This is a genomic window from Paenibacillus sp. cl6col (assembly GCF_900102125.1).
Taxonomy (GTDB): domain Bacteria; phylum Bacillota; class Bacilli; order Paenibacillales; family Paenibacillaceae; genus Paenibacillus_B; species Paenibacillus_B suaedae.
Genome location: NZ_FNAZ01000003.1, coordinates 513,350 through 538,279, shown reverse-complemented (window position 1 = coordinate 538,279; position 24,930 = coordinate 513,350). Strand labels below are relative to the sequence as shown.

Here is a 24,930-nt window from a genome sequence, read left to right as displayed (position 1 = left end):
CGAATTAGTAATACGTGTTCAGATGAAGGTGATTGACGATGAACGGATATGGACTTATTCCTGACGAAGTTCGCGATGAAGTATTGAAGCGCAACGATATCGTCGATATTGTTGGACAATACGTCCACTTATCGAAGAACGGTAAATATTTGAAGGGGCTCTGCCCTTTTCATTCAGAGAAGACACCATCGTTCACGGTCACGCCGGAGAAGCAAATTTTCCATTGCTACGGCTGCGGGAAGAGCGGGACAGCCATTCAATTTGTGATGGGCCTTGAAGGATATTCCTATCCTGAAGCGATTACCCATCTAGCTGAGTTGGCGGGCATTCCTATAACATGGGGAAGCGGTGACTCGTATGCTGAACGCAATCCGCGGAATGAAGCGAAGGATCGGCTGATTGAAGCACATGAACTGACTGCGAAGATGTATCATTACATATTAATGAATACGACGGAAGGTCAGGAAGCGCTTCGCTATTTGCGTGAACGCGGCATTAATGACAAGCTCATCGAACAGTTTCAGATTGGATACGCACCGCCGAATTGGGATATGATCGTGAAGTTTCTAACGAAACGGCAGTTCGACCTAGCTCTGGTAGAGAAGGGCGGTATCGTATCGGCTAGAACGAATGGTGAAGGGTATGTCGATCGTTTCCGTAACCGGGTCATGTTCCCGATATGGGATCGCCGGGGACGCATTGTTGGATTTGCAGGAAGGGTACTGGACGGAAGTCAGCCCAAATACTTGAACTCACCCGAGACCATGCTATTCAACAAATCGAAGCTGCTGTACAATGTGCATCAAGCAAGACCGCACATTAAGCGCAGCGGAGAAATTGTTCTGTTTGAAGGATTTGCAGACGTTATTCAAGCGTGGGAAGCCCAAGTGATGAATGGCGTTGCAACAATGGGAACTGCGTTAACCTCTGAGCATGTCCAGTTGCTGAAGCAGCTCGGAGATAGTGTTACGTTATGTTATGACGGCGATGATGCTGGACAAGCAGCCGCTATGAAGTCGATTGACCTATTAGAGGGAAGCGGCCTTCATGTTGCTGTCGCCATGCTCCCTGATCGGATGGATCCTGATGAATTTATTAAGGCACACGGAGCTGAACGGTTCAGGCATGCGATCATCGCGTCAGCTGTTACGCCAACCAAATTCAAGCTTATATCTTTACGTCGAAATCATATACTGCTAGAAGATGATGGCAAACGGCGCTTCAAAGATGCGGCGTTGCGTGTTGTGGCGCAGGTTGAATCTCCTGTCGAACGGGAGATGCATTTGAAGGAGCTCGCTTCACTGCTTGAATTATCAGGGGATTCTGCGATTGCTTCTTTGAAGCAAGAATGCGCGAATATCCGTCAAAAACTGCAAAAAAACAACCAAAACGGGGATAATCAAGACAATTGGTGGAATAATGTTAGGAATGATAAACAAGTTATCTCCCCGCCCGTGTTGCGTCCAGCATATGTCTATGCAGAACGCAGTCTGCTGGCGCTAATGTTCCAAGATATTGAAGTGTCCAACTATGTGGAGCGGAATCTTGGTGAGCAATTCAATGTAGATGATCATGCGGCACTTGCCGCTTATCTATATGCTTATTACGCGCAAGGCAAGGAGCCTGATTTCAGTTGTTATTTGGCGACGTTGCAAGATGACCGATTAGAGAAAACGGCTGCATCCATATCGATGGCTGAAGTGCCATTGCGAAATGACACCGCCTTATTAGACGATTACATCGGTCAGATCTTGAAGGTGCCTAGGCATCGTGAAATTGAGCGTAAAAAGGAAGAAATGGTGCAGGCGGAGCGTTCTGGAGACATCTTGCGTGCCGCGCAAATTGCACAAGATATTATAGCCCTAGAGCAACAACTGAAGCGGTAGGAAGCAGAAGTTTCTAGGGAGGAGGGAGTCGGAAAATGGCGAATGATCAACATACTGGACTAGATGCCGAAGCAGCGTTGGAACATGTGAAGGATCAATTGATTGAGCTCGGTAAAAAGCGCGGCTCGCTCAGCTATAAAGATATTACTGAAAAGTTATCGACGTTCGATCAAGACCCTGAGCAGATGGATGAGTTTTATGAACAGCTATCTGATTTGGGCATTGAAGTGGTAAATGAAACGGAAGATGGAATGGGCAATCGCAATAATGGTGATCGGGAGAATGGGGATAACGAAGATTTCCATTTCGATGATGACTTATCGCTGCCGCCGGGAATTAAGATTAATGACCCGGTTCGGATGTACTTAAAAGAGATCGGCCGTGTTCCGCTCTTGTCAGCAGAAGAAGAGATCGAACTTGCGAAGCGAATTGAGCAGGAGGACGAAGAAGCGAAGAAACGCTTGACGGAAGCGAACTTGCGCCTCGTAGTCAGCATTGCGAAGCGTTATGTTGGACGCGGAATGCTGTTCCTCGATTTGATTCAAGAAGGAAATATGGGACTGATTAAGGCTGTTGAGAAATTCGACTATAGCAAAGGATACAAGTTCAGTACGTATGCAACATGGTGGATTCGCCAAGCGATTACAAGAGCGATTGCCGACCAAGCGCGTACAATCCGTATCCCTGTTCATATGGTAGAAACGATTAATAAGCTTGTCCGTGTATCCCGTCAATTGCTTCAAGAACTTGGACGCGAACCAACTCCAGAAGAAATTGCAGCAGAGATGGAACTTAGTGTTGAGAAAGTACGCGAGATCATGAAGATTGCTCAGGAACCGGTATCGCTTGAGACACCAATTGGTGAAGAAGACGATTCTCACTTGGGAGACTTCATTGAGGATCAAGAAGCATTGGCACCTGCTGATGCGGCAGCATATGAGCTGTTGAAGGAGCAGTTGGAGGATGTCCTTGACACATTGACAGAACGTGAAGAAAATGTGCTTCGTTTGCGCTTTGGTCTCGATGACGGCCGTACTCGCACCTTGGAAGAGGTAGGCAAGGTATTCGGTGTCACACGCGAACGGATTCGCCAAATTGAAGCGAAAGCACTTCGTAAATTGCGTCATCCGAGCCGCAGCAAGCGACTTAAAGATTTTCTTGAATAGTGGCTAACGACGAGACCTTCTTGCGCGCAGTATGCGTGGGGAAGGTCTTTTGTCGCCATGTAAGGCATTCCCACACAGGAGCGTGACAAGCCTCATGGATCAGAAGCAGCGCCAATGGATGTCGCAGGAAATTGCACGTTGGAGACATAATCGATTATTGCCGGAACGCTATTGCGAATTCCTTGCTCAATTGTATCAACTGCCAGAATCAACAGAAGCAGCTGAGCCGTCTGCGGTATCTAACAGACGCTTCGCGGAATGGCTGGCCAATCTTCCTGCCGCCAAATGGCTGGCGTTATTTATCATTTCTGGTTTGTTCTGTACTGCTGGATTTCATTTTACCGCTTTTGACATTCCAATGCAAATTGGGGCTGTCGCCTTATTTGCCCTTATTAACTATGGGCTTGCCGTCTTCAATTCAAAGTATGCGGCAAAGAAAAGTAAAGTGCAAATCGCGGTATTTACAAGTCTCGGCAACGCTGTAAGCATGCTTGGCGCGCTTGCCATTCTCATGCTGCATCAATGGCTTTCTTGGTATGGCGTGGCGCTGTGGCTGATTGGAGCAGGGCTCTTATGGATCATAACAGGATTGCTACTGCGGCGCGGCGGAATGCAGGGGTTCGGTTGGCTCCTGCTGGCGATCGCCTATGCGGTAATTCTCTATTCAATGGGGGGAGAACTTACGCTCATTGAGACGCAGTGGTTGTGGCTTCCAGAGAGCTTATTATTCATCTGGCTGGCTTGGGTGATGCACAGAGTTCTTCCTTCAGCTTCAGCAGGGCTGCTGATAGCTTCCCTGATTGCTTGGCATATGCCTGAGGCCGCTTGGCTTGGCAGAATCATCACACTGAAGCTTAATGCTGGTGGCGAGGTTCTGCTATTTATGCTAATGAAGCTTTTTATTACGTTTTACATGGGATATTACTTTAGACAACAGTGGGTGAAATGGATTCGTGAACATCAAACTGTCCAAACGACTACAATGGATTGCGGATTGGGTGCCTGAAGGCAGCAAACTTGCAGATATCGGTTCTGACCATGCGCTGCTGCCATCTTATTTGGCAAAGCAAGGCATTATTTCTTATGGCGTCGCAGGTGAAGTGAATCAAGGTCCGTATGAAGCAGCTAGACGTCAAGTGCTCGGATCTCGCTTGGAGAATATTGTACAGGTCCGGCTTGGTGATGGGCTTGCCGTATTGGAGCCTAATGAGGTGGACTGCATTTCTATCGCTGGAATGGGGGGGAGCCTCATTGTCAGTATATTATCAGCTCAACCTGAGAAGCTTGAGGGGGTCAAGCGACTCATCCTCCAGCCGAATGTGGGTGAGGATACCGTTCGTCGCTGGCTTCGCAAGGAAGGCTGGGCACTGCTTAAGGAGCATATTTTAGAGGAAGACGGCAAAATTTATGAGGTTCTGCTTGCAGAGCGCCAGTTCGAGTCAGCAGAGACACATAACGCTCGTCTGTACGAGTCTCGGCCTTTATTATGTGGGAAGACGCTGTCAGAGGAGTGGCTGCTGCAATTCGGCCCACTGCTGTCGCAAGCTCCTACAGATGTATTCTTTGAGAAATGGAAGCGTGAAGTAGCGAAGCGGGAGCGTGTGCTGCGTACGATGGAACAGGCCGAGAGTGAAGAGGCGAAGCAGCGTCGTGAAGTATTCGTTCAGAACAAAGCGGAACTGGAGGCGATTATTGAATGTTTGCGAAAGGGTCAACAATAATTCAGTGGATGGAGCAGCTTGCGCCTAAGTCATTGGCTGTACCAGATGATCGAATTGGGCTTCAATTAGGTTCGCTAAATAAGGAAGTAGCGAAAGTGCTCATTGCACTCGATGTGAATGAAGAGGTCGTGGAAGAAGCTATCGCTCAGCAAGCGAACCTCATTATCGCGCACCATGCAATCATTTTCCGACCTTTGAAGCATTTACAGACAGATACACCTGCCGGCCGATTATACGAGAAGCTTATCAAGCATGACATCTCGGTATATATCTCACACACGAATTACGATGTGGCAGTAGGGGGCATGAATGATTTGATGGCGGAACGCCTCCAGCTTACGAATGTCCGTGTCCTCGAAACGCTGCAGCAGGAGCAACTGCACAAGCTGGTTGTATTTGTACCGCAGACGCATGCAGATGAAGTCCGTGCTGCAATATTGGATGCCGGGGCTGGGCACATTGGGAACTACAGCCATTGCAGCTTCAATAGTGAAGGCTTCGGCACGTTCAAGCCTGGCGACGACACGAATCCGCATATCGGACAAGCGGGCAAGCTGGAGAATGTACCAGAAGTACGAATTGAGACAATTATTCCGAAGTCGGTTCGCAGCCGCGTGCTGCAAGCGATGTTTAAGGCGCATCCATACGAGGAAGTCGCTTATGATCTCTACCCTGTAGATATTCAAGGAACAGAGTATGGCTTGGGCCGAGTAGGCAAGCTGACGGAATCTGTAACTCTCCGTCAATTGTCAGAGCAGGTGAAGAGCAGCTTCGAGGTATCGAATGTACGCGTGGTCGGCAATCTGGAGCGTTCTGTACGCAAGGTTGCTGTCCTCGGCGGTTCAGGCGCCCGATATATCCATCATGCGATATTCCATGGAGCGGATGTGCTCGTCACGGGAGATGTGGATTACCACACTGCCCACGATGCACTCGCTGCAGGTCTTGCAATAATTGATCCGGGCCATAATGCAGAGAAGATGATGAAGCAGGATGTTGCAGGACGCCTGCAGCAGGTGGCATCTGACAAGGGAGTATCGACGCAATTCGTAGCTTCTTCCACAAATACCGAGCCATTTCAGTTTTTGTAAAAGTTGACGGTTGAGTTTCTTGCGCGAAACTTGTATACTAACGAGTGTTGACGGAAAGTTTGACAGACAATCGCTGGTGACTTGGTCACGAGAGGAAAGTCCGGGCTCCATAGGGCAGGGTGCTGGATAATGTCCAGTCAGCGCGAGCTGAAGGATAGTGCCACAGAAATGGACCGCCGATGGCTGCTTCGGCAGCACAGGCAAGGGTGGAACCGTGGTGTAAGAGACCACGAGGAGCGTTGGTGACTTCGTTCCTGGTAAACCCCATCTGGAGCAAGACCTAATGAGATGCATGCCCGCAAGGGCAACCTTAGCCCGAGGTGCGTCTGGGTTGGTCGCTTGAACCGTGCAGCAATGTACGGTCTAGATAGATGATTGTCACTTTGTAGTGGAAGGGTAGCTCCCGTAATACCACGATCAGTACAGAACCCGGCTTACGGCAAACTTTCCGGAGCTACAACACTTATTGTTCGAAGCCTATAAGATAACCCCCGCACACAAGCTGTGCGGGGGTTTTTGGTTTGGGGGACATCATCTACAATGTCCCATCCCACGGCCATAAGTCGTTTACGGCTGGGAAGCGGGGATTATTGAAGATGGCGTAGATGGACGCTTCACATATTGAGCAATCGTGCGCTTGATTTCGCGTGCAATATTTTGCGGAAGCAGCGACAATGATGTTGATCCTTGCTCTGCAAGGCTTAAGGCCTGTGCGACATCGATTTCACCATAGCCATAATACATATCTTTACCCGGTGTTCCTAAGTCGACTACACTCTGCCGCATAATATCGTACACCTCCGTATTCTTTAACGAAGGATTCACGGAGCGAATAAGTGCAGCCAATGCGGATACATGCGGGCAAGCCATTGAAGTGCCTGACAATGCCGCATATTGATTGTTCGGATAAGTACTTGCAATCGACGTGCCGGGCGCCACAACATCTACGTAGTTGCCGTAGTTGGAGAAGGAAGCGCGCTTCTGATTCGCATCCGTAGCGGATACGGCAAATACTTCAGGATAAGCAGCAGGGTATCCAGGACGCCGGGTATTGTCATTGCCCGTTGCAGCGATCAGCACGACATCGCGATCATAGGCATACTTGACTGCATCATGCAGAAATGCGCCATCGACATAGTTGCCTAAGCTCATGTTGATGACCTTGGCTCCATTGTCTGTCGCCCAAATAATTCCTTCCGCAACAGAGTACGATGTACCTGATCCGTTGTTGTCAAGCGCTTTGACTGGAAGAATAGGATTGTACCATGTAATCCCGGCAATGCCTTCACCATTATTGACAGTGGCGCCAATAATGCCGGCTACATGAGTACCATGTCCGACTTCATCTTTTGGAGGCTGGTTTTTATCAAAGACGTTATAACCCTTCAGCAGCTTGCCTTGCAAATCACGATGATTGGAATCGACACCGGTATCGACAACCGCCACAATGACATCTTTGGCCCCTTTGCTCGTCATCCATCCTCGGTTCGTATGGATATTCGGCAAATTCCATTGATAAGCCTTGTACAACGCATCATTTGGCTCCTCAGCAGCATCCCCTTGTGTCGGTTCATTCAATGTCTTGGGGCGAGCTTGAGAAGAAGGAGTCGATGGAACTAGTGAAGGCTTCTCATTTGTCATATATAGAAAATGAGGCTCACTGTATATCGGATTGAATTGTTTGAAATAAGAAGTTAATTGCTTAACACTCATCTTATGAGAACGAAACACATACGTGTAACCGAGCTTGCGCGGGTGTGCGCACCCAGTATCCCGCATCATACGCTGCAATTGAATGGAGTCGGGGTCAGAACGGAAGCGCACGACGATTTCATTCTCATAATAATGGCTTGTGCCGGCGTTATCTTCTCCGTCTTGAACCTTTACATCCCGCATCGAGTTGGAATCGACAGACTTGACACGGTACTTGGATTCAGGCGGGTAAGGTACAAGCCGAAGATTTTTTTGCTGATGCTTGCGTACGGTCTGGATGACATCTTGATTCACGATTGCGACAATCCCCTGCTGCGATTGGGGAGAGGCAATGCCAATGACCATATGGCTTTTCCCATTCACTAACACTTCAGGAGAGGAATATGACTGCTGCTTCGTTACGTTCATGGTAGCAGTCCGAACGTAACTCTCGAGCTGCTTGTTGGCGTCCCAGCGCTCATCCTTCGGTACATTTCCTTTCTCCCAAGCGGTTGAACCACCCTCGACCCATTTCATGTACACGAAGTGGGGATGGGATTTCATAAATTGCTGAACGGTATCCTGCTTCTGGGCATGAGTCTTGGCTCCCCAATTGGCAAGCGCATCTTCCAGATCACGTCTGGAATCAATGGCGAACATCCGGCTTGTGCGTGTAACGTCCTGATTCAGGATTTGTTTTTTCATGCTCTCTTCGTGTGCGGCTGTCGTCATGCCCCTTGGCTCGGGATGGCGATCTGGAGCCCACAATAGCGGAATCGTAAGTATGGCTGCACAGAGAGCAACTATTCCAACCACATATCGTCGCTGCATACAACTTCCTCCTCTAGCGTTCCTTCCTATTTGTCCTGCCTTTTGATATCAAGCGCCTCTCGGCTGCAGATATCGTATCGTGAACAGACCTGTTTATAGGTTGAGAATTGGTACACGAATTTATTCGGGACGCGGCGGAAAATGATACCCATCATGATCGGATTGTGGTAGGATGAAGGGGAAATGAAAATGATTCCAAATCGGATGCCCGAAGAGTTGAAATTCCAAATGGACGAATGGGGTAAGGGGGAGCTTTCATGCCAGCATCCAATGTGAAGCAGCAATGCGAAGTTTCGAAGGACAAACTTAAGGAAGCGATTGATAAGCTTGAGCAATTTTTAAATGAGTATTCGCTAACTGCTCTTGTTCAAGGGAATGAGGAAGACGAGACTGTTAGTTTCTATAAAGGATTCCTGACGGATATTCGGCATTTGCTCGTATTCACGGAGCAGAGCTATGAACGGCTGGGTGTTGCGTTAAGAAGAGCAACCTTTGATACGGCATTTGGCGAGCGCTGCTTGTACGAAGTGTATCATCATTGTGTGAATGCCTTCTTCTACCCGAAGAATGAGTGTTATTCAGAGGATGGTCGATACGCGTATACGGGTCAAGACGCAATTCGTTTCCGGAAGAAGCCTGTTCGAGCAGCGAGGGATATTGTTCTGTCGGTTGTGAAGCTGTTCGAAGATCTCCGCGATGAGCTTGCCTATTATGAGAGTGACTATTTAACGCAGCGTCGTATGCAAGGCTCGAAATAAGGAATTCCAAATATATCAATTACGAAGACGTTCCGTTTATGCCACGGAGCGTCTTTTTCGTTAGATCATGGCAGGAAGAGAGCAGGATATGACATCACGGACTAGGACATGCTGATAACACGGAGGTGATGGATGTGAGTGAAAAACCTGTAGTTCGCTGCAGCGTATCCAACTGTAAATTTTGGGGGGATTTTCGCTGTCAAGCTTCTGAAATTATGATTGATATTGATGCACATGCTAATGTAAAGGCCAATTCAGAGTTCGCGGACGAATCGTTCCGAGGCGATCATAAGGATACAGCCTCTAAGTCCTCTTCAACATGCTGTCAGACGTTTGTGCCCAAATGATCTTGAACGGAAGCTAGGAGTGAGGTGTGATGTCAGGTCACAAAGCACGCAATTCACGCCGTTTGAAGCGGCACCGGGTTAGAAGTCATACCGCGAGAAATCGAGAACAGCAGCAGGATGTAGAATTTGGGCAAGAAGCGGGAACTCTCTCAGACACGCTTCGCATTGCAACACAGCATTCGAAGATCAATCATTGGTCGGGTATTGGCATGCTGGCCGTTATTTTCTCGATTATCGCCTTCTTTCTATTTCCAATTCCGATGGGGATTGGGGCCGCCGCGTTAGGTGTTCTTGCCTACTTGCAGGGAAGTCGTTCATCTGGAATCTTTGCGACCGTTGTTGGGTTATTAGCCGTCCTTGTCCAATTCATAACGATGTCATCATAAGTGAGCATTCAAGCTTGAACCGGTAAGTTGCCCCGGATCAGGCTTTTTCTATATGGGGAGCAAGGGAGCATTAGCTGCATGAAGGATCGATAAGAACATGGGATTAGGGATGGTGCTTTTATGTTGAAACGTGTAAAATAAGTAACATCTTATTTCGTACATGAGATCAACAACGGTGAGGAGCCGATTGCGCCTCGATCCGATTTTGATCTTTTTTGTTGTCATGAGGAGGGAATGTGGTGAGCGCAACTCAGTTGTATTTCGATCATTGTGCATCGACTCCCCCCCATCCGGATGTTATTCGGACGGTTGCGGAGGTGATGGGGCAGGTGTATGCCAACCCTTCATCGATTCATGGTGCTGGGGGGCAAGCAGAGCAGCTTATTCGACGCTCGCGCGAGGTTGTAGCTCGCGCCCTGGAAGTGGAGCCTGAAGATATACTGTTCACATCAGGGGCGACAGAGAGCAATAACATTGCTATATTCGGAATTGCGAAGGCCTATCAAGCTGCAGGCAAGCCAATCCATATGATCGTATCTGAAGTTGAACATGCATCCGTATATAAATGTGTTCAGCAGTTAGAGCAGGAGGGGATTGAGGTTACCTACCTTCCTGTGGATGAGAACGGCCGAGTCCGTCCTGACGAAGTGGAGGCTGCAATTCGGCCTCATACAGTACTCGTTAGTATCATGCACGTCAACAATGAAATGGGTGCTATACAGCCTATTGGAGAAATTGGAGATATGCTGCGCCGCTACCCAAAAGTAACGTTCCATGTGGATGGGGTGCAGGGCCTAGGCAAGGTTCCCGTTCGTCTTGCTGAATGGGGTATAGACCTATATAGTCTCTCGGGACATAAGATTCAAGGGCCACGTGGGGCTGGCGTGCTCGTTAAGCGGAAGCAAGTCGCATTGAAGCCGCTAATGTATGGAGGTTCTCAAGAGGGGGAGCTTCGTCCTGGTACAGAGAATGTCCCCTGCATTGTAGGGCTTGCTAAGGCGGTCAGACTAGCGGTCGAAGGGCAGTCTGAACGCTATGACAAGCTTGTTCGCCTGCGTCAATTCGTACTTGAACATTTGTCACAGATGAAGCCGCTTGTTGTGAACAGTCCTGCTGCTGTTCCATATGGCGCTCCACATATCATCAATGTATCATACCCTGGAATGAAATCAGAGGTTGTGGTTCATGCCCTCGAACAGCGTGGCATTATTGTCTCAACACAATCCGCGTGTTCATCGAAGCTCCATAAGCCCAGCCGTGTGCTGCTGGCGATGACGCATGACTCTCAAGTTGCTGCAAGCGGAATCCGCATCAGTCTGGATGCGAACTGCTCTGAGGATGAGTTGAAGCGGCTTGTACAGAGTTTCAAGCAAATGACAGAACAATTGCAATCTCTTGTGCAGCGATAATATAGGTATTGGAATCGATAGCAAGCGAAAGGCAGGGAAAGAGAAAATCATGGAATACGATATGATTCTTCTTCGTTATGGGGAAATCACAATTAAAGGCAAGAACCGCAGCAAGTTTGAAAAGGCAGCTTACCAGCATGTCAATGCAATGCTTAGTCCTTTTCCTAATGCTAAAGTCATTAAAGAATACGGTCGACTCTATGTTGAGCTGAATGGTGAGCCATTAGACGAAATGATTCAAGTGCTCAAGCATGTGTTCGGTGTGGTGTCCATTAGTCCAGTTAAACGAACTCCTTCTGAGCTAGAGCCGATTATTGAAACGGCCGTCCAATTAATCCGTGAGATGAATCCTGCGGATGGGACAACCTTTAAAGTTTCTGCGAAGCGTGCTTGGAAGGGATTCCCGCATGGCAGCCAGGAGATGAATTACCTTGTTAGTGCGCCTGTGCTGCGCGAGTTTGAGGGGCTTAAGGTCGATGTGCGCAAGCCTGAAATTGATTTGCGCGTTGAGGTTAGAGAAGAATGGACCTATGTGTATAGCGAAGTTGTACAAGGTGCGGGAGGCTTCCCATTGGCATCCAACGGCCGCGGCGTGCTGCTTCTATCTGGGGGGATTGACAGTCCAGTTGCCGGCTATGAAGCATTGCGCAAAGGGCTGCAACTGGATGCGATTCATTTCCACAGCTATCCGTTCACAAGTGAACGGGCGCAGCGGAAGGTACTCGATCTTGCTCAAGTGCTTGCGAACTATGCAGGACGGATGCGTGTGCATATGGTTCCCTTTACAGATATCCAGACTCGCCTTCATCAGAGTGGACATGATAACTTGCTTATTACGCTGATGCGCCGTGCCATGCTGCGCATTGCCACACAAATTGCAGAGCAGCGCAATGCGCTGGCAATCGTAACGGGAGACAGCTTGGGTCAAGTTGCGAGCCAGACGCTTGGCAGCATGAATGTCATCGGCCGTGCGACAGATCTGCCATTGCTTCGTCCGCTTGTTACGGTGGACAAGGATAAGATCATTCGTGAAGCAGAGTATATCGGAACTTACGACTTGTCCATTCTTCCCTATGAAGATTGCTGTACTCTATTCATTCCGAAATCGCCGGCGACGAATCCGAATTTGAATATCGTTGAGCATGCGGAACGTTCTATCCCCGAGCTGGATGATCTCATTAAAGCTGCTGTGGAAAACACGGAAGCGATCCTGCTGAAGGCGGGTGGCTCGCCTGATGATGCAATCGTGTTGTCGGGTAAAGACAAAGACAAGGTAGCGAATGCGAATGAGCCTGCTCAGGTTGTACAGAAAGCAGATGAGTCTGCTGGGCCGGCAGCGCCAGCAACTGGAGATTGGTTCTAAACAATTGGATTGACTTGTTCTACGCATTGGCTAGCGAATAGCGGAATAGCTCGGCCTCCTCTGTCATAGACCTAACTACAGGGGAGGGACGGGCTGTGGAATCGATATGGTTGTTAGTGGAGATTATGCTGATTAACTTGGTGCTTAGTGGAGACAATGCAGTCGTAATTGCCATGACGAGCAGACGCTTGCCTAAGCAACAACAGCAGCAGGCCATCTGGTGGGGCGCCGCAGGCGCGGTTGTACTTCGCATTGTGCTGACTGTAGCGGCATTATGGTTAATCAACATTCCGCTCCTGAAGGCAGCGGGAGGGGTTATGTTGTTCGTTATCGCGGTTCAACTGATTGCTGAACAGGAGCCTGCAGATACCCGGGATAACGAGGCCCACTCCTTATGGGGGGCTATTCGAATTATTCTATTAGCCGATGTGGTCATGAGTCTCGACAATGTGCTGGCGATTGCAGCGGTAGCCAAAGGAAATCTGGCATTTGTTGCAATCGGCATAGCGCTAAGTATTCCTATTATCGTGTGGGGAAGCGGGTTCATCAGCATATGGCTTCAGAAAATGCCGATGCTTCTGTATGCGGGTGCAGGGATACTTGGCTATACCGCGGGCGAGATGATTGCGTCTGATGAACGATTGGCGGTATGGCTGCCCGCCATGTGGAGCAAGCTTCATTACGGATTCCCGTGGATCGCTCTTGCGCTCGTCGTGCTGCTCGGATTTTGGTTTCGGCGCCAGGTACGTTATTAGCTCTTTTTGATCTTCTGCAATAGATAATCGGAACAGATGCTTTGTACCTGCCGAAGTACGCTGATGGCAGGTTTTTTCTATTATGAATAGAGGGCGGTTATGGAAGTCTCAGGAGGGTTTGGTAAGGGTATTGTGTTTTTTTCAAGGAGCAGGTAGTAATTTTACGAACTTTCATATACACTAGAAAAAGTAAAAAACGACGCGAATTGCGTCACATCGTGTCCGAATCAGAAATCTGGACATGGAGGTTGACCTATGCCTAGAAACCAACAAGTGATTGGCATTGCTATATTGGCTGCAGGCTTATTCATTTTGCTTGGGAAAATGGGAGTGTTTGCTTTCATCGGCGGTACGATGTGGCCGCTCCTCATGTTCCTTATCGGTATTGCCTTGTATGTATTTGCACGAATGGCAATCCTGCCGCCTGTAATGATGGTTCCAGCAGGTATGCTGACGATGTATGGCGTCCTGTTCATGCTAAGCCACTGGATCAATTGGAGACTGTTCGGGTATTTATGGCCACTGCTTCTCATTGGGATTGGCGTGGGCCTGTATGGATACTACGCATACGATCCATACCATCCGAGAGGCGCATGGCAAGGCGCGCTGTTGTTCGGTGGGGTCGGTGTATCCATGCTGATCTTGATGCTCGTATTTGCAATTGGTACGTATATGATTGCCGTTGCACTCATACTTGCCGGAGCAGGGCTTGCATTTGGCGGACTCAGAAATCGATTCCGTTAATGGAAGCACTAGCTGGCGAACATGTAAGCGTAAAGTTCTGAAGTGTCCGCTCTAACATGCTTCAGAATGACCTATCGTAGGAATAGATGCCGCCCTCTATGGCGGCTTTATTCGTGGTTAGCTTGATTTGGATTTTTGGTATGATTCCACACCCAGAAAGGAAAGATTTTACGATGCAAGACAGAAGCTTACTTCGCAATATCGCAATTATCGCACACGTTGACCACGGGAAAACGACTTTGGTTGACAAACTGCTTCAACAATCCGGTACATTCCGTGAGCATGAAGCTATTCAAGAACGCGCAATGGACTCCAATGACTTGGAGCGTGAACGCGGAATTACGATCCTGGCTAAAAATACAGCCATTACGTACAAAGATAATCTGATTAACATTGTAGATACACCAGGCCACGCTGACTTCGGCGGCGAGGTAGAACGCATAATGAAAATGGTTGACGGCGTATTGCTCGTCGTGGATGCATTTGAAGGCTGCATGCCGCAAACGAAGTTCGTACTTCGCAAAGCGCTTGAGAGCCAATTGACGCCAATTGTTGTTGTAAACAAAATTGACCGTCCAAATGCTCGTCCAGAAGAGGTCATCGACGAAGTGCTTGAGCTGTTCATCGAGCTTGATGCGAATGATGAGCAATTGGACTTCCCAGTTGTATATGCATCTGCGCTTAACGGTACATCGAGCATGGAATCCGATCCTGCGAAACAGGAAGAGAACATGCAGGCGTTGTATGAGACGATCATCTCCCACATCCCTGCACCAACTGAAAATCCAGAAGAGCCATTGCAATTCCTCGTTACTTTGCTCGATTACAACGAGTATATGGGACGTATTGCGATTGGTCGTGTGAACCGTGGTACGATCCGTCAAGGTCAATCTGTAGCGGTTATTAACCGTGAAGGGAAGACGAAGCAGGCACGCATCGAGAAGTTGTTCGGTTTCCAAGGGTTGAAGCGTGTTGAGCAAGAAGAAGCTGGAGCGGGCGATATCATTGCCATTGCCGGCATTAAGGATATTAACATTGGTGAGACGATTGCAGATCCGGCGAATCCAGAAGCACTTCCGGTTCTTCATATTGATGAGCCTACTCTGCAAATGACGTTCCTCGTGAACAACAGCCCGTTTGCAGGACGTGAAGGTAAATGGGTTACATCACGTAAGCTGCGCGAGCGCTTGATGAAGGAACTGGAGACAGACGTCAGCCTTCGTGTTGAAGAGACCGACAGCCCGGATGCATTTATCGTGTCGGGTCGTGGTGAATTGCATTTGAGTATTTTGATTGAGAACATGCGCCGTGAAGGATACGAGCTGCAAGTTTCGAAACCAGAAGTTATCATCAAAGTTGTGGATGGTAAGAAGACGGAGCCGATTGAGCGCTTGCTTATCGACATTCCAGAAGAAGCTACAGGTCCGGTAATGGAAAGCTTGGGAACGAGAAAAGCAGAAATGGTCAACATGATTAACCATGGCAATGGCCAAGTGCGTTTGGAGTTCTTGATCCCTGCACGTGGTCTTATCGGATACAGCACGTACTTCTTGACGCTGACACGCGGATACGGCATCATGAACCACGCGTTTGACAGCTATGGCCCATATGCTGGCGGTCAAGTTGGCGGACGTCACCAAGGCGTTCTCGTATCGACAGAAACAGGAAATTCAACACTGTACGGCATTATGTCCGTTGAAGATCGCGGTACGTTGTTCGTAAACCCAGGTACTGAAATTTATGAAGGTATGATCGTTGGTGAGCACAACCGCGACAACGATATCGTCGTAAATATTTGTAAAGAGAAGGCGTTGACGAACGTTCGCTCCGCAACCAAAGACGATACTGTCAAGATGAAAACTCCTGTTCTATTCTCTTTGGAACAAGCTTTAGAGTATTTGAATGATGATGAATATTGCGAGATTACACCGTCTTCTGTACGGTTACGCAAAAAAATACTGAACAAAAGCGAGCGTGAACGCGCAGAAAAGACGCGCAAAGTATCCGAATCCCATGTATAATGGGATTTGGACAACTTTGGCAAAGGAGTGAGCGTTTACGATGCAGGAATGGTTGGCTTCCCATCCCTTTGTAAGTTATGCGCTTATTTATCTGTTAATCGTGTATGTGTTCAATAAAGTCTTCCGTGTGCAGAAACTCCCGATATTGAAGGAGGTACTGATCTATTTGCTGATGGGATTGGGCGCGTTTGTTCTGCTCATCTTCCAAATAGACAAGCTGCCAATCATTCAATGTTTGTTTGTCGCGGTCGCTTTGATGTTCATGGTACGCATTCGCTATTTTATGGAAGCTCGCCGCAAGAAGGCGACAGATTCAAAGAACTAATGGATTGTGCGTCATCGTTATCACCATCACCGACACGCAAAGGGGAGAGAAGGCCGGATGATGAAGCTGCAAGTTGCACTATTCAATTGGCTGCAAATTCATATTGTGTCTGAGCAGCGCCCGGATGATGGGGCAGCGAAGGAGACGGTACAATTTTTTGAGACAATCTTGAAGGAGGATCATCAACTGACCTCCTTCGAGGCTTGCTTGGATGGATCGGATGAGCGATATGTCATTACGTATTGGCGGGAAGAAGAAATGAGTACAGAAGTATTCGACCGCGAAGATGCAGAGCGATTATGGCAGGACATCGAAGCGAATCCGAAATACAATGAGTAAGTGAGGTAAGATATGAATTCATCGACACCATTGCCACCTAGAACGAAGCAGAAACGGCGGAAGTCTCCTGAGAGGAAGCCCTCCGAAGGGAAGTCTTCCACGAAGAAGCGAGGGATGCCGAAATGGTTGAAGGTGACCCTTATCACCGCGCTTATCGCAGCTGTTGTCGTTATATTCATTGTCGGATATTTTGCTTGGTATGCGAACAACAAGTTGAACGATATTTCTACAGTTGCTAAACAGGGCGGCGGCAGTTCAACGGTGCAAGATACGCTTTCACCGAACAAGGAGCCTTTTTCCTTCATCTTGCTCGGTATCGACTATCGGCCAGAACTGCCTGGACGTCGTACTGATGTTGTCATGGTCGGCGCAATGCATCCGGAAACACAGGAAGCGGTGCTTGTTTCTTTGCCGCGTGATACGTATTTCGAACTGCCCGGCTATCATCCGGATAAGCTAAATCATTATTATCCGAAGTTCTTCACACTTAAGGAGCAAGGCAAGCTGGACAGCGCTACTCCAGAAGATGAGATGAAACTGATGCTTGGCAAGTATATGGGCATGCCGATCGACTATGCCGCAGTGATTAACTTCCAAGGCTTCTCTGATGTCGTGGATGCAGTCGGCGGCGTCAACGTGAACGTGGATCAGAATATGTGCTATAACGATAATGCGGATGGAACCCATATCAAGCTGAAGACAGGCCAGCAGACGCTCGACGGCAAGAACGCCCTTGACTTCGTTCGCTACCGCAAATCGAACTGCCGTCCAATGACGAAGGGCACGACAGATGCGGATCGCAACGTCCGCCAGAATGCAGTGCTGAAGGAAATCGTCGGCAACATGCAATCGCTTGGCGGACTAACAAAGGTAACAGGCGTTATTGATGCGATGGCTGATAACTTCAAAATTGATATGACACCGGATCAAATTCGAAGTTCCATTTCTACGTACTTAGGAATTAACCGCGATAACATTCACTACATTTCAGTAGATGGGAATTGGGTTAGCCCGTACATCTATCCGGACACGGTGAAGTTGGAAGAGGGCAAGCAGGCGATTAAGGATGTACTTGCCGGCAAATCATTGAAATCAACCTTATCCGGAGAAGGTGGAGCGGACTCGCAGCATGCGAATACAACCCAACCTGGCTCCTAAGTGGATAAGGGTATGCAATTTTTGAAGCATCATTAATATAATAGAGTAAAGCTGCAATTATGATGTGGAGGAGGTCTGAGTGATGTCCGAAGCTTTGATGATGGGTAATCCCTTATTGCAACATAAGATGTCCCAAGGGTCTCATCTGTTATCCGATCAAACAGGCATCGGGACGGCCTATTGCCCATCTGCAGCTGTTATGCTGGATCATGAATATGACGATGTCTTCATGCGAAAAGCCTAGTGGAACCCCACTAGGCTTTTCGTGCGTCAATATGCTTGTCCGGTCTTCACGCGGCCGTGCGGCAATCATGCAGCTACATCTGTTTTTTCAGTTTAGGCTGGTCTGTATTGCGGGATGGATCAATATGTTGGACGTCGCTTGGCATCTGCGGCACGATGCGGCCCATTATATCTGCAAGTTCTTCTGTAAAGCCAGAAATAGGGTGGCCTTGCCGAATATCAACCGCCATCTCATGAAGACGCTGATTCAAATCGATATCTGCGGTAACAAGTGCATGGGCGCCATATTTGTCTTTGCTGAGAACCTCTGCAACGGAATATTTGACAGTTCCGACTCGAGAGCGTTCTAGGCTCGCATCGACGTCAATCCCGACAATTGCGGTATTGCCGAATACGACACAGTTAACGTTGCGAACCCCCGGCACCTTCCTAGCCAGCGCAGTTAAGTGTTCGCGAACGGCTTCCCGATCGTGAATGACCGGTTTTCCATTATTCGTTGATCTCGCCTTAACTTGATTGGAGGAGTTATTCGTAGCAGCGTGCTTATTCGCGTTTCCGCATCCGGCGATGAGTCCGATGACAAGCATGGCAATTAGCAATATACGCATGAATTCATCGTTCCTTTCTTTGTTCGTTGGTCAAATAAGTAGTGCGGCATGTGTACTGACTATAGTGTGAGCGGTGCCTGCATTTTTTATGTAACACCGAGCGCGGCTGTCCGCTGGTGTTGCAAGTACGGGCATGCGAACTGAAAGGGAGATCCTATGAGTAAAATTTTTGTACTGGATACGAATGTGTTGCTGCATGATCCGAACGCATTATTTGCATTTGGCGACAATGAAGTGATTATCCCGGCAGTTGTACTGGAAGAGATTGATTCGAAGAAACGAAATGCAGATGAAATCGGGCGCAATGCCCGTACTGTTTCCCGCTTGCTAGACGGGCTCCGCGATGTAGGGCATCTTCATTCGGGGGTTAAACTGCACAACGGTGGAACGTTGAAGGTGGAGTTGAATCATCGCAGCTTTGTCAAAGTACAGGAGATGTTCGGGGAAGTATCGAATGACAATCGGATCTTGGCCGTGGCATTGAATTATCATTTAGAGCAGGAGGAACGGCAATCCGAGCCAGCAACTGTCATTCTAGTAAGCAAGGACGTGCTTGTACGAATCAAGGCAGATGTATTGGGATTGCATACAGAGGACTATATGTCAGATCGTACCGTACAATCTGGCGATGAGTTGTATAATGGCTGCGTCACCTTATTCGTTCATCCTGGGGTGATCGATGAATTTTATTCCTTCCGGCATCTCCCCATCCGCAGCTTAAATGTCAATATGTCATTTCACCCGCATGAATTCGTCATCTTGAAAGATAACATGGGGACGAGTAAGTCTGCTTTGCTCAAGGTGAGCGCAGACGCCAAGAAGCTTGAGCCGCTATTTCTCAGTAATGATCCCGTGTGGGGCATTACTGCACGGAACGCTCAGCAGCGTATGGCGCTTGAGCTGCTGCTCAATGACGATATTCCCCTTGTCACTATGGCAGGGAAGGCAGGTACAGGCAAGACGTTGTTGGCGCTTGCAGCTGGCCTCATGAAGGTGGAAGATGAGCGCAAGTATAAGAAGCTTCTCATTGCAAGGCCAGTAGTGCCAATGGGGAAGGATATCGGGTACTTGCCAGGGGAGAAGGAAGAGAAGCTTCGGCCTTGGATGCAGCCGATTTATGATAATTTGGAATTTCTGTTCGATACGAAAAAAGCTGGGGACATTGAGAAAATATTGCTGGGTATGGGCAATATTCAAGTTGAGGCGCTCACTTATATTCGTGGCCGTTCCATACCAGGACAGTTCATCATCATTGATGAGGCTCAGAATTTATCCAAACATGAAGTGAAGACAATCGTATCCCGAGTCGGGGAAGGAAGTAAAATTGTCCTCATGGGAGATCCAGCGCAGATTGATCATCCTTATCTGGATTCAGCAAGCAATGGTCTCACCTATCTGGTGGAACGGTTTAAGACAGAAAGTGTAAGCGGCCATGTCACCCTTGAGAAGGGAGAACGCTCCCGACTCGCTCAGCTTGCAGCTGATCTCCTATAGAGTCATTAGTGAGCGACAGCCCTCAGAGCCTCTGGATAGTCCCAGGGGCTTATTTTTTTGCTCTAATGACGCATTCAGATAGGGACAGCTAGTGCGTTCGGTGCTACAATAAGGAGGTGGAAAAGTCAAAAATGGTAACGTGGGAGGAGAATGAGTGCCGAACTTAAAAAAGCTGCTAGTTGCGGTTATTATGATTTTCGTTTCGTTACTCTTGCTGTCCCAATTTCATATAGATGATCAATTATTCGTACCATCACAGCCCTCAACGAATGAGGTAGCCAATCGGCCGCCTAAGGCGAAGAAGAGTCCAGAAACGTGGAAGCAGCTAAGAGTGCAGGTGAACCTGTCACCTATATCATTTATCCAACTCAATCAAGCCAATCAGACTTTTATTGACGAAACGGGCATCTATGTAGAGCTTGTCAATACGACAGATAAATTGACTGATGCTGAATGGTTCAATCAGCTGGTTCAGGAATATAGTGCGGACATTATGCTGTCAGACAGTGTTTCCGTAATGGGCTTTGCCAAAAAGGGGTGGCTGCTGCCGATTGAGCAGTCATCGAATGCTGGCTTCTCCTCTCCGGCATGGCTAATGAATCAACTGAAGTGGAATGGGTATACGTGGGGAGTACCTGCTCAGATTGATCCTTATGTGCTGGTATGGAACAAGGAATTAATGGCCGGCAGAACCAAAGAATCCTTGCCTTCTAATTGGGAGGAGTGGAAGAGGATCCTTGACCCTAGCAGTCAGGAGGGGGCTTCTGCTCTGCTTGAGCGTGGTACAGCTGCTGTAGAATTGCGTGCTATGCCTCAAGCCTGGTTTGCCTGGCATGATGGAGATAAGGAAGCCTTCTTATCGTTAATTCGGCGGTTGGGCTTGCTATGGCCGGAAGTGAATCAAGCGCCATTGATGCGTGCCGATTGGTATGCGAAGGGAGTTGCCGACAATGCGCAAGGATCCGGTCTTAAGTGGAACCAACAGTTAGCCCAGCTGGAGTCTTATCGAGCTCATTTTATACCTTGGGGAGAGAAAGCGAGCAAAACAGATACGTGGGATTTGCTGCGTGCCGGTCGAGTAGCCTTTGGGATCGTTCCCTATTCGGAAGCAGTGGCCGAGGTTAGTGAACCGCTAGCGATTGAAGCGCCAGCCGATGTACATCTTCCTGCTGGGCAGTGGGCAACAAGCAGAAGCTATATGATTGCTTCCAGTTCACAGCATGAAGCGGAGGCAAGGCAATGGATTGATTATATGACAAGTCTTGCGGTTCAGCGAGAATGGTACGATACATTGTCTGTGCTGCCTGCTCACGAACAAGCATACATAGATCGCTGGAGAGATATCCGTCGCTGGCTGCCAGATATGTTCCTGCCTCAAGCCAATCAAGGAGCGGCGTTATTTCATGCAATGGAACCGATTTATGGATGGATTGGGACAGCTGAGCTTTGGCTGAAGGGGGCTGCAACAACGGAGCAGCTCCAGAAGGAATGGAATCATTCAAGCACGATCAGCAGATAGCGGGATTGAGTATCCATCCATGGTACAATGCACTGGATACGGCCATCTGCTGATTCTCTGACGAGGAGAAGTTCTAGCCTTACCGCCTTACCAGCTGAGCGCCAGCTTGACGGTAAGGCTTTTGTCTTCAATTGTCACTTCTTTGGCTTCAATAAAAGATACGAGCTGCTTCGGGTAGAAGCCAAGATCGAATTTTTCCTCCAACTCTGTACGCGTCGACTCGGGCAGTTCAAGCCCATTGAACAACATTCGATCAACATGGAACAAGATTCGATTCTCAGGTTCCGATTCTATCGTATAATGCCCTTCGATACGTACGCTCATGCCAGAGCGCGAGCCTTCAGCGGCGATCATGCCTTCCTTGAATTGGAATGCAAAGGTTTCGAACATGGGATCCTGCTCACGGAGAAACTGATTGAGTTGTTCTTCCTTGACTGTGATCGTATAATTAGTACCCTCGATGCTAAGGCTTCCACTATTTTTGACAAAATCGGGGAGCTTGTTCATCGCATTGGCCAATGCTCGGAAATAATGACGAACTTCATAAAGTCCAACGTTCTGCCAGTAAGTTGTAAACTCTTGTATAAGTGCATTCATCGCTTTAGGATCACTGCTGGCCGATATGTCAGCGTCCAGCTTCTGCTGCAGCCGCTTGAGCCGATCGCGCTGATCAATCAGCTGAGTGCGTACCGTTGAAAGCTCCCTTTCCAGACGCATATGCTGATCTCTTGTCTGACGCAAGGCTTGCGTTTGTTCCTTATAGTCATTCATAATGTCCTGATCAGACTGGAAGAGGATCTGGAAATATTCGAATAACTGAAACATATCTTGCAGCTGATCCGCAGAGAGAACAGCCTGGAGCATCATGTCTCGTTCTCCAATATAATAAGCGCGAAGCACACGACCGGCTTGTTCTCGCTTCTGTTCCAAGGCGGCTTCGCGGGTCTGAAGCTCAGCTTCCGTTCGTGAACGTTCTTTGGCTGTCGATGCTTCCTGAACGGAGATACGATCGATCTCCTTATCCAGTTCTGTGATAGAGAGACTCTGTTGAAGCAGCTGCAGCTCTTCAGCGGTAGGCTGAATGCTCCATTGTACAGGCGAAGCTGGCTCCGCACCTGTCGCACACGGAACGATCGCGATGAGCTGCATCGATAGTAGAAGTCCGATAAGCGAGCGCCATGCGCGTGTCGTTATGGTCATGAGGCGACCTCCTTAAATAGTTGCACAACATTATCGTATGTTCAGATCGGGTTGGACATGACCTGAACTCGTGGTTGTGTACATAGAGTTGTATACATGGATGATACTTGCATGACTTAGCAAGATACTTCTATTGAACCTGCATAGATAGAAAGGAAGGACTGTATGTCTCATTATCAGCCGAATCCCGTCCTCATTCAATACTTAATTAACCAAATTGAACAATCCGATAGCAGCTGCATCCCTTTTTCGCAGTTTATGGGCACCTGTCTGTATCACGCAACAGACGGATATTATATGTCAGAACGACCGAAGATTGGGCGTAATGGCGATTTCTATACAAGCTCGAATATCGGCTCAATCATGGCTGAGATGCTTGCTGTCTATGTAGAACGACGCACAAGGGAGCGTGGCTGGGATGCTGATTCCATCACGCTGGTAGAATGGGGAGCTGGTACAGGACGACTCGCACTGCAGATGAGCCAGCGGCTTAAGTATGATCGCTTCGAAGGCTATAAGCATGTCATTGTGGAAAGAAGCCCGCATCATCAGAGACTAGTATCCGAATTGCTCGGAGGAGAGCGGGTTCCAATTACATGGTGGGATGAACAGGTGTTTGAACAAGAGGCTCCTACACGGCGCCTGTTCGTTGTAGCCAATGAACTGCTTGATGCATTCCCAGTCGAGCGCATCCGGCATCATGATGGCCGGTATGAACAGTGCTATGTGAAGTGGGATGAGGAGAAGGAGCAATTCATGCCGCTATGGCTGCCCGCAACGGAAGATATTCTCCTATGGCTAGAGGAACATGAAATTCAACTTGTGGATCAGCAAATTTTTGATGCGGGGATTGCGATGACGGCCTGGATGACCTCAATTTTAAGTCAGGTGGGGGAAGCAGAGTTCATATTTATTGATTATGGGGATGGAACGAATGAGCTGACAGCAGCACATCGGATGGAGGGGACACTGATGTGTTACCATCGTCATCAGGCTCATGACAACCCTTGGATTCATATTGGCGAGCAAGATATCACGTCGATGGTGGATTTCGATATTTGCCAGCGTGTTGCGAAGCAAGTGAATGCTGCGATCATCGGTTATATGACACAAAAGTCATTTTTACTCGAACAGGGGTTGCTAAATGAATTGCAGCAGCATACCAACCCAGATCCGTTCAGTGCGGAAGCGCGTCGCAATCGTGCCATTCGACAATTGCTGCTGAGTGATCAGATGAGTGAACGGTTTCATGTACTCCTGCTGTCTTGCGGTTCGGAATCGGAAATTGGAATATTATAAGATTCAACACAAAAGAAGCGCCAAGAGATCGCCGATCTCTTGACGCTTCTTTCTGTATCTATTCATTCTTTCATTCATTATCCGTCCGCAACAAGTCAACAGACAGTGATGCTGCTTAGTAAGGGTTTTTCATAACGAAGACGCTCCAGTACGAAAAGCCGCTGAAGCATACGACCATGTACGCCCAAAACAGCATTGTATATGTACGTTCGGACAATTTCAAGTAACCCAGCAACACAAAAAAAGCAGTCTGCATGAAGAACAGGAGCGCCATCTCAATCATGTCTCCTGCGAACGCCATCAGACCGATTACTAATGTCCAGAAGCCGAGTACGCGATACATCCGTGCCACGATTCATCCCCCTCTCGTTACGTTAAACCCAACATTTACTATTGACATTATAGCGTTCTAGCCATCTGGTGTAAACTGCCAATCTTGATGGATTAACGAACTTTTTCGGAATCTCCCCTTCATTGTGATCTATTGTATGGACAGGCATACGTATGATTCATAGAAAAAATGGATATACATTTTAGTATCCGATAGATTCTATGAACTCTACCATGGGCATAGA

Annotated in this window: 24 protein-coding genes and 1 other RNA gene; 21 read left to right on the top strand and 4 right to left on the bottom strand. The window is 48.3% G+C overall.

The window, feature by feature from the left end; translation table 11 throughout:
* The first annotated feature begins 38 nt into the window (after window positions 1–38).
* The 6 genes from dnaG (at window position 39) to rnpB (ending at window position 6,316) form a co-directional block, all read left to right on the top strand.
* The gene (gene dnaG, locus BLS15_RS10490; RefSeq protein ID WP_028531287.1) at window positions 39–1,886 is read left to right on the top strand and encodes a DNA primase; all 1,848 of its coding nucleotides are present in this window, start codon (window positions 39–41) and stop codon (window positions 1,884–1,886) included.
* A 35-nt stretch (window positions 1,887–1,921) separates the two neighbouring features.
* Entirely contained in the window at window positions 1,922–3,052 is a 1,131-nt protein-coding gene (rpoD, locus tag BLS15_RS10485) for an RNA polymerase sigma factor RpoD (protein ID WP_021256791.1), read from the top strand.
* Between the two features lie 94 nt (window positions 3,053–3,146).
* A complete protein-coding gene (locus tag BLS15_RS10480; protein WP_021256790.1) occupies window positions 3,147–4,058 on the top strand; it encodes a hypothetical protein in 912 nt (303 codons plus the stop codon).
* A complete protein-coding gene (locus BLS15_RS10475) occupies window positions 4,006–4,773 on the top strand; it encodes a tRNA (adenine(22)-N(1))-methyltransferase (RefSeq protein ID WP_051250033.1) in 768 nt (255 codons plus the stop codon). Before BLS15_RS10480 ends, BLS15_RS10475 begins: the two co-directional genes overlap by 53 nt.
* Window positions 4,749–5,864 (top strand): Nif3-like dinuclear metal center hexameric protein, encoded by a 1,116-nt coding sequence (locus tag BLS15_RS10470; RefSeq protein ID WP_021256788.1) that lies wholly within the window; start codon window positions 4,749–4,751, stop codon window positions 5,862–5,864. Before BLS15_RS10475 ends, BLS15_RS10470 begins: the two co-directional genes overlap by 25 nt.
* Before the next feature lie 54 nt (window positions 5,865–5,918).
* Window positions 5,919–6,316, top strand: an RNA gene (rnpB, locus tag BLS15_RS10465) — RNase P RNA component class A.
* Window positions 6,317–6,431: 115 nt separating this feature from the next.
* On the opposite strand, the gene BLS15_RS10460 is transcribed toward rnpB, so the two are convergent.
* Window positions 6,432–8,387: a S8 family peptidase gene (locus BLS15_RS10460; protein ID WP_051613962.1), complete on the bottom strand. Its 1,956-nt coding sequence runs from the start codon at window positions 8,385–8,387 to the stop codon at window positions 6,432–6,434.
* A gap of 257 nt (window positions 8,388–8,644) precedes the next feature.
* Between BLS15_RS10460 and BLS15_RS10455 the strand changes: the two genes are divergently transcribed.
* The 12 genes from BLS15_RS10455 to BLS15_RS28945 all read left to right on the top strand — a co-directional run bounded on the left by BLS15_RS10455 (window position 8,645) and on the right by BLS15_RS28945 (window position 18,236).
* Window positions 8,645–9,145 carry a DUF3907 family protein gene (locus BLS15_RS10455; protein ID WP_028531285.1) on the top strand — a complete coding sequence of 167 codons (501 nt, stop codon included), beginning with the start codon at window positions 8,645–8,647 and terminating at the stop codon, window positions 9,143–9,145.
* 134 nt (window positions 9,146–9,279) lie between these two features.
* Window positions 9,280–9,492 carry a DUF1540 domain-containing protein gene (locus BLS15_RS10450; protein WP_172619413.1) on the top strand — a complete coding sequence of 71 codons (213 nt, stop codon included), beginning with the start codon at window positions 9,280–9,282 and terminating at the stop codon, window positions 9,490–9,492.
* A gap of 29 nt (window positions 9,493–9,521) precedes the next feature.
* Window positions 9,522–9,878: a hypothetical protein gene (locus BLS15_RS10445; RefSeq protein WP_021256784.1), complete on the top strand. Its 357-nt coding sequence runs from the start codon at window positions 9,522–9,524 to the stop codon at window positions 9,876–9,878.
* 239 nt (window positions 9,879–10,117) lie between these two features.
* Window positions 10,118–11,287 (top strand): cysteine desulfurase family protein, encoded by a 1,170-nt coding sequence (locus BLS15_RS10440; RefSeq protein ID WP_090511355.1) that lies wholly within the window; start codon window positions 10,118–10,120, stop codon window positions 11,285–11,287.
* Between the two features lie 49 nt (window positions 11,288–11,336).
* Window positions 11,337–12,650, top strand: coding sequence for a tRNA uracil 4-sulfurtransferase ThiI (gene thiI, locus BLS15_RS10435; RefSeq protein ID WP_028531283.1), 1,314 nt, complete (start codon window positions 11,337–11,339; stop codon window positions 12,648–12,650).
* Between the two features lie 95 nt (window positions 12,651–12,745).
* Window positions 12,746–13,405: a TerC family protein gene (locus BLS15_RS10430; RefSeq protein WP_021256781.1), complete on the top strand. Its 660-nt coding sequence runs from the start codon at window positions 12,746–12,748 to the stop codon at window positions 13,403–13,405.
* Window positions 13,406–13,660: 255 nt separating this feature from the next.
* Entirely contained in the window at window positions 13,661–14,149 is a 489-nt protein-coding gene (locus BLS15_RS10425; RefSeq protein WP_021256780.1) for a LiaF transmembrane domain-containing protein, read from the top strand.
* 173 nt (window positions 14,150–14,322) lie between these two features.
* Window positions 14,323–16,170 (top strand): translational GTPase TypA, encoded by a 1,848-nt coding sequence (gene typA / locus BLS15_RS10420; RefSeq protein ID WP_021256779.1) that lies wholly within the window; start codon window positions 14,323–14,325, stop codon window positions 16,168–16,170.
* Window positions 16,171–16,210: 40 nt separating this feature from the next.
* On the top strand, window positions 16,211–16,495 hold the full coding sequence (locus BLS15_RS10415) for a YlaH-like family protein (RefSeq protein WP_021256778.1): 285 nt from the start codon (window positions 16,211–16,213) through the stop codon (window positions 16,493–16,495).
* Between the two features lie 60 nt (window positions 16,496–16,555).
* Window positions 16,556–16,834 carry a hypothetical protein gene (locus tag BLS15_RS10410; protein WP_028531282.1) on the top strand — a complete coding sequence of 93 codons (279 nt, stop codon included), beginning with the start codon at window positions 16,556–16,558 and terminating at the stop codon, window positions 16,832–16,834.
* 12 nt (window positions 16,835–16,846) lie between these two features.
* The gene (locus tag BLS15_RS10405) at window positions 16,847–17,992 is read left to right on the top strand and encodes an LCP family protein (protein ID WP_021256776.1); all 1,146 of its coding nucleotides are present in this window, start codon (window positions 16,847–16,849) and stop codon (window positions 17,990–17,992) included.
* 82 nt (window positions 17,993–18,074) lie between these two features.
* On the top strand, window positions 18,075–18,236 hold the full coding sequence (locus BLS15_RS28945; protein WP_155987174.1) for a hypothetical protein: 162 nt from the start codon (window positions 18,075–18,077) through the stop codon (window positions 18,234–18,236).
* 73 nt (window positions 18,237–18,309) lie between these two features.
* Here the strand turns inward: BLS15_RS28945 and BLS15_RS10400 are convergent, their stop codons facing one another.
* Window positions 18,310–18,843, bottom strand: coding sequence for a YhcN/YlaJ family sporulation lipoprotein (locus BLS15_RS10400; RefSeq protein ID WP_021256775.1), 534 nt, complete (start codon window positions 18,841–18,843; stop codon window positions 18,310–18,312).
* A 156-nt stretch (window positions 18,844–18,999) separates the two neighbouring features.
* Here BLS15_RS10400 and BLS15_RS10395 point away from each other — a divergent pair, with 156 nt between their 5' ends.
* Both BLS15_RS10395 and BLS15_RS10390 read left to right on the top strand, forming a co-directional pair.
* On the top strand, window positions 19,000–20,337 hold the full coding sequence (locus BLS15_RS10395; protein WP_021256774.1) for a PhoH family protein: 1,338 nt from the start codon (window positions 19,000–19,002) through the stop codon (window positions 20,335–20,337).
* A 154-nt stretch (window positions 20,338–20,491) separates the two neighbouring features.
* Window positions 20,492–21,856 (top strand): extracellular solute-binding protein, encoded by a 1,365-nt coding sequence (locus tag BLS15_RS10390; RefSeq protein ID WP_021256773.1) that lies wholly within the window; start codon window positions 20,492–20,494, stop codon window positions 21,854–21,856.
* An 87-nt stretch (window positions 21,857–21,943) separates the two neighbouring features.
* On the opposite strand, the gene BLS15_RS10385 is transcribed toward BLS15_RS10390, so the two are convergent.
* Window positions 21,944–23,056 carry a coiled-coil domain-containing protein gene (locus tag BLS15_RS10385; protein ID WP_021256772.1) on the bottom strand — a complete coding sequence of 371 codons (1,113 nt, stop codon included), beginning with the start codon at window positions 23,054–23,056 and terminating at the stop codon, window positions 21,944–21,946.
* Between the two features lie 165 nt (window positions 23,057–23,221).
* On the opposite strand from BLS15_RS10385, the gene BLS15_RS10380 reads away from it, so the two are divergent.
* Complete coding sequence (locus tag BLS15_RS10380) at window positions 23,222–24,355, top strand: class I SAM-dependent methyltransferase (protein ID WP_021256771.1); 1,134 nt, start codon at window positions 23,222–23,224, stop codon at window positions 24,353–24,355.
* 115 nt (window positions 24,356–24,470) lie between these two features.
* Here the strand turns inward: BLS15_RS10380 and BLS15_RS10375 are convergent, their stop codons facing one another.
* The gene (locus BLS15_RS10375) at window positions 24,471–24,707 is read right to left on the bottom strand and encodes a DUF2626 domain-containing protein (protein ID WP_021256770.1); all 237 of its coding nucleotides are present in this window, start codon (window positions 24,705–24,707) and stop codon (window positions 24,471–24,473) included.
* Window positions 24,708–24,930 lie beyond the last annotated feature (223 nt).

What these genes read in the sequence shown, in the direction of transcription:
- BLS15_RS10410 (WP_028531282.1), top strand. Translation starts at nt 16,556, where the DNA reads ATGAAGCTGCAAGTTGCACTATTCAATTGGCTGCAAATTCATATTGTG.
- BLS15_RS10470 (WP_021256788.1), top strand. Translation starts at nt 4,749, where the DNA reads ATGTTTGCGAAAGGGTCAACAATAATTCAGTGGATGGAGCAGCTTGCG.
- BLS15_RS10455 (WP_028531285.1), top strand. Translation starts at nt 8,645, where the DNA reads ATGCCAGCATCCAATGTGAAGCAGCAATGCGAAGTTTCGAAGGACAAA.
- BLS15_RS10445 (WP_021256784.1), top strand. Translation starts at nt 9,522, where the DNA reads ATGTCAGGTCACAAAGCACGCAATTCACGCCGTTTGAAGCGGCACCGG.
- BLS15_RS10415 (WP_021256778.1), top strand. Translation starts at nt 16,211, where the DNA reads ATGCAGGAATGGTTGGCTTCCCATCCCTTTGTAAGTTATGCGCTTATT.
- BLS15_RS28945 (WP_155987174.1), top strand. Translation starts at nt 18,075, where the DNA reads ATGTCCGAAGCTTTGATGATGGGTAATCCCTTATTGCAACATAAGATG.
- BLS15_RS10395 (WP_021256774.1), top strand. Translation starts at nt 19,000, where the DNA reads ATGAGTAAAATTTTTGTACTGGATACGAATGTGTTGCTGCATGATCCG.
- BLS15_RS10380 (WP_021256771.1), top strand. Translation starts at nt 23,222, where the DNA reads ATGTCTCATTATCAGCCGAATCCCGTCCTCATTCAATACTTAATTAAC.
- BLS15_RS10400 (WP_021256775.1), bottom strand. Translation starts at nt 18,843, where the DNA reads ATGCGTATATTGCTAATTGCCATGCTTGTCATCGGACTCATCGCCGGA.
- BLS15_RS10460 (WP_051613962.1), bottom strand. Translation starts at nt 8,387, where the DNA reads ATGCAGCGACGATATGTGGTTGGAATAGTTGCTCTCTGTGCAGCCATA.
- BLS15_RS10385 (WP_021256772.1), bottom strand. Translation starts at nt 23,056, where the DNA reads ATGACCATAACGACACGCGCATGGCGCTCGCTTATCGGACTTCTACTA.
- thiI (WP_028531283.1), top strand. Translation starts at nt 11,337, where the DNA reads ATGGAATACGATATGATTCTTCTTCGTTATGGGGAAATCACAATTAAA.
- BLS15_RS10405 (WP_021256776.1), top strand. Translation starts at nt 16,847, where the DNA reads ATGAATTCATCGACACCATTGCCACCTAGAACGAAGCAGAAACGGCGG.
- BLS15_RS10480 (WP_021256790.1), top strand. Translation starts at nt 3,147, where the DNA reads ATGGATCAGAAGCAGCGCCAATGGATGTCGCAGGAAATTGCACGTTGG.
- BLS15_RS10425 (WP_021256780.1), top strand. Translation starts at nt 13,661, where the DNA reads ATGCCTAGAAACCAACAAGTGATTGGCATTGCTATATTGGCTGCAGGC.
- rpoD (WP_021256791.1), top strand. Translation starts at nt 1,922, where the DNA reads ATGGCGAATGATCAACATACTGGACTAGATGCCGAAGCAGCGTTGGAA.
- typA (WP_021256779.1), top strand. Translation starts at nt 14,323, where the DNA reads ATGCAAGACAGAAGCTTACTTCGCAATATCGCAATTATCGCACACGTT.
- dnaG (WP_028531287.1), top strand. Translation starts at nt 39, where the DNA reads ATGAACGGATATGGACTTATTCCTGACGAAGTTCGCGATGAAGTATTG.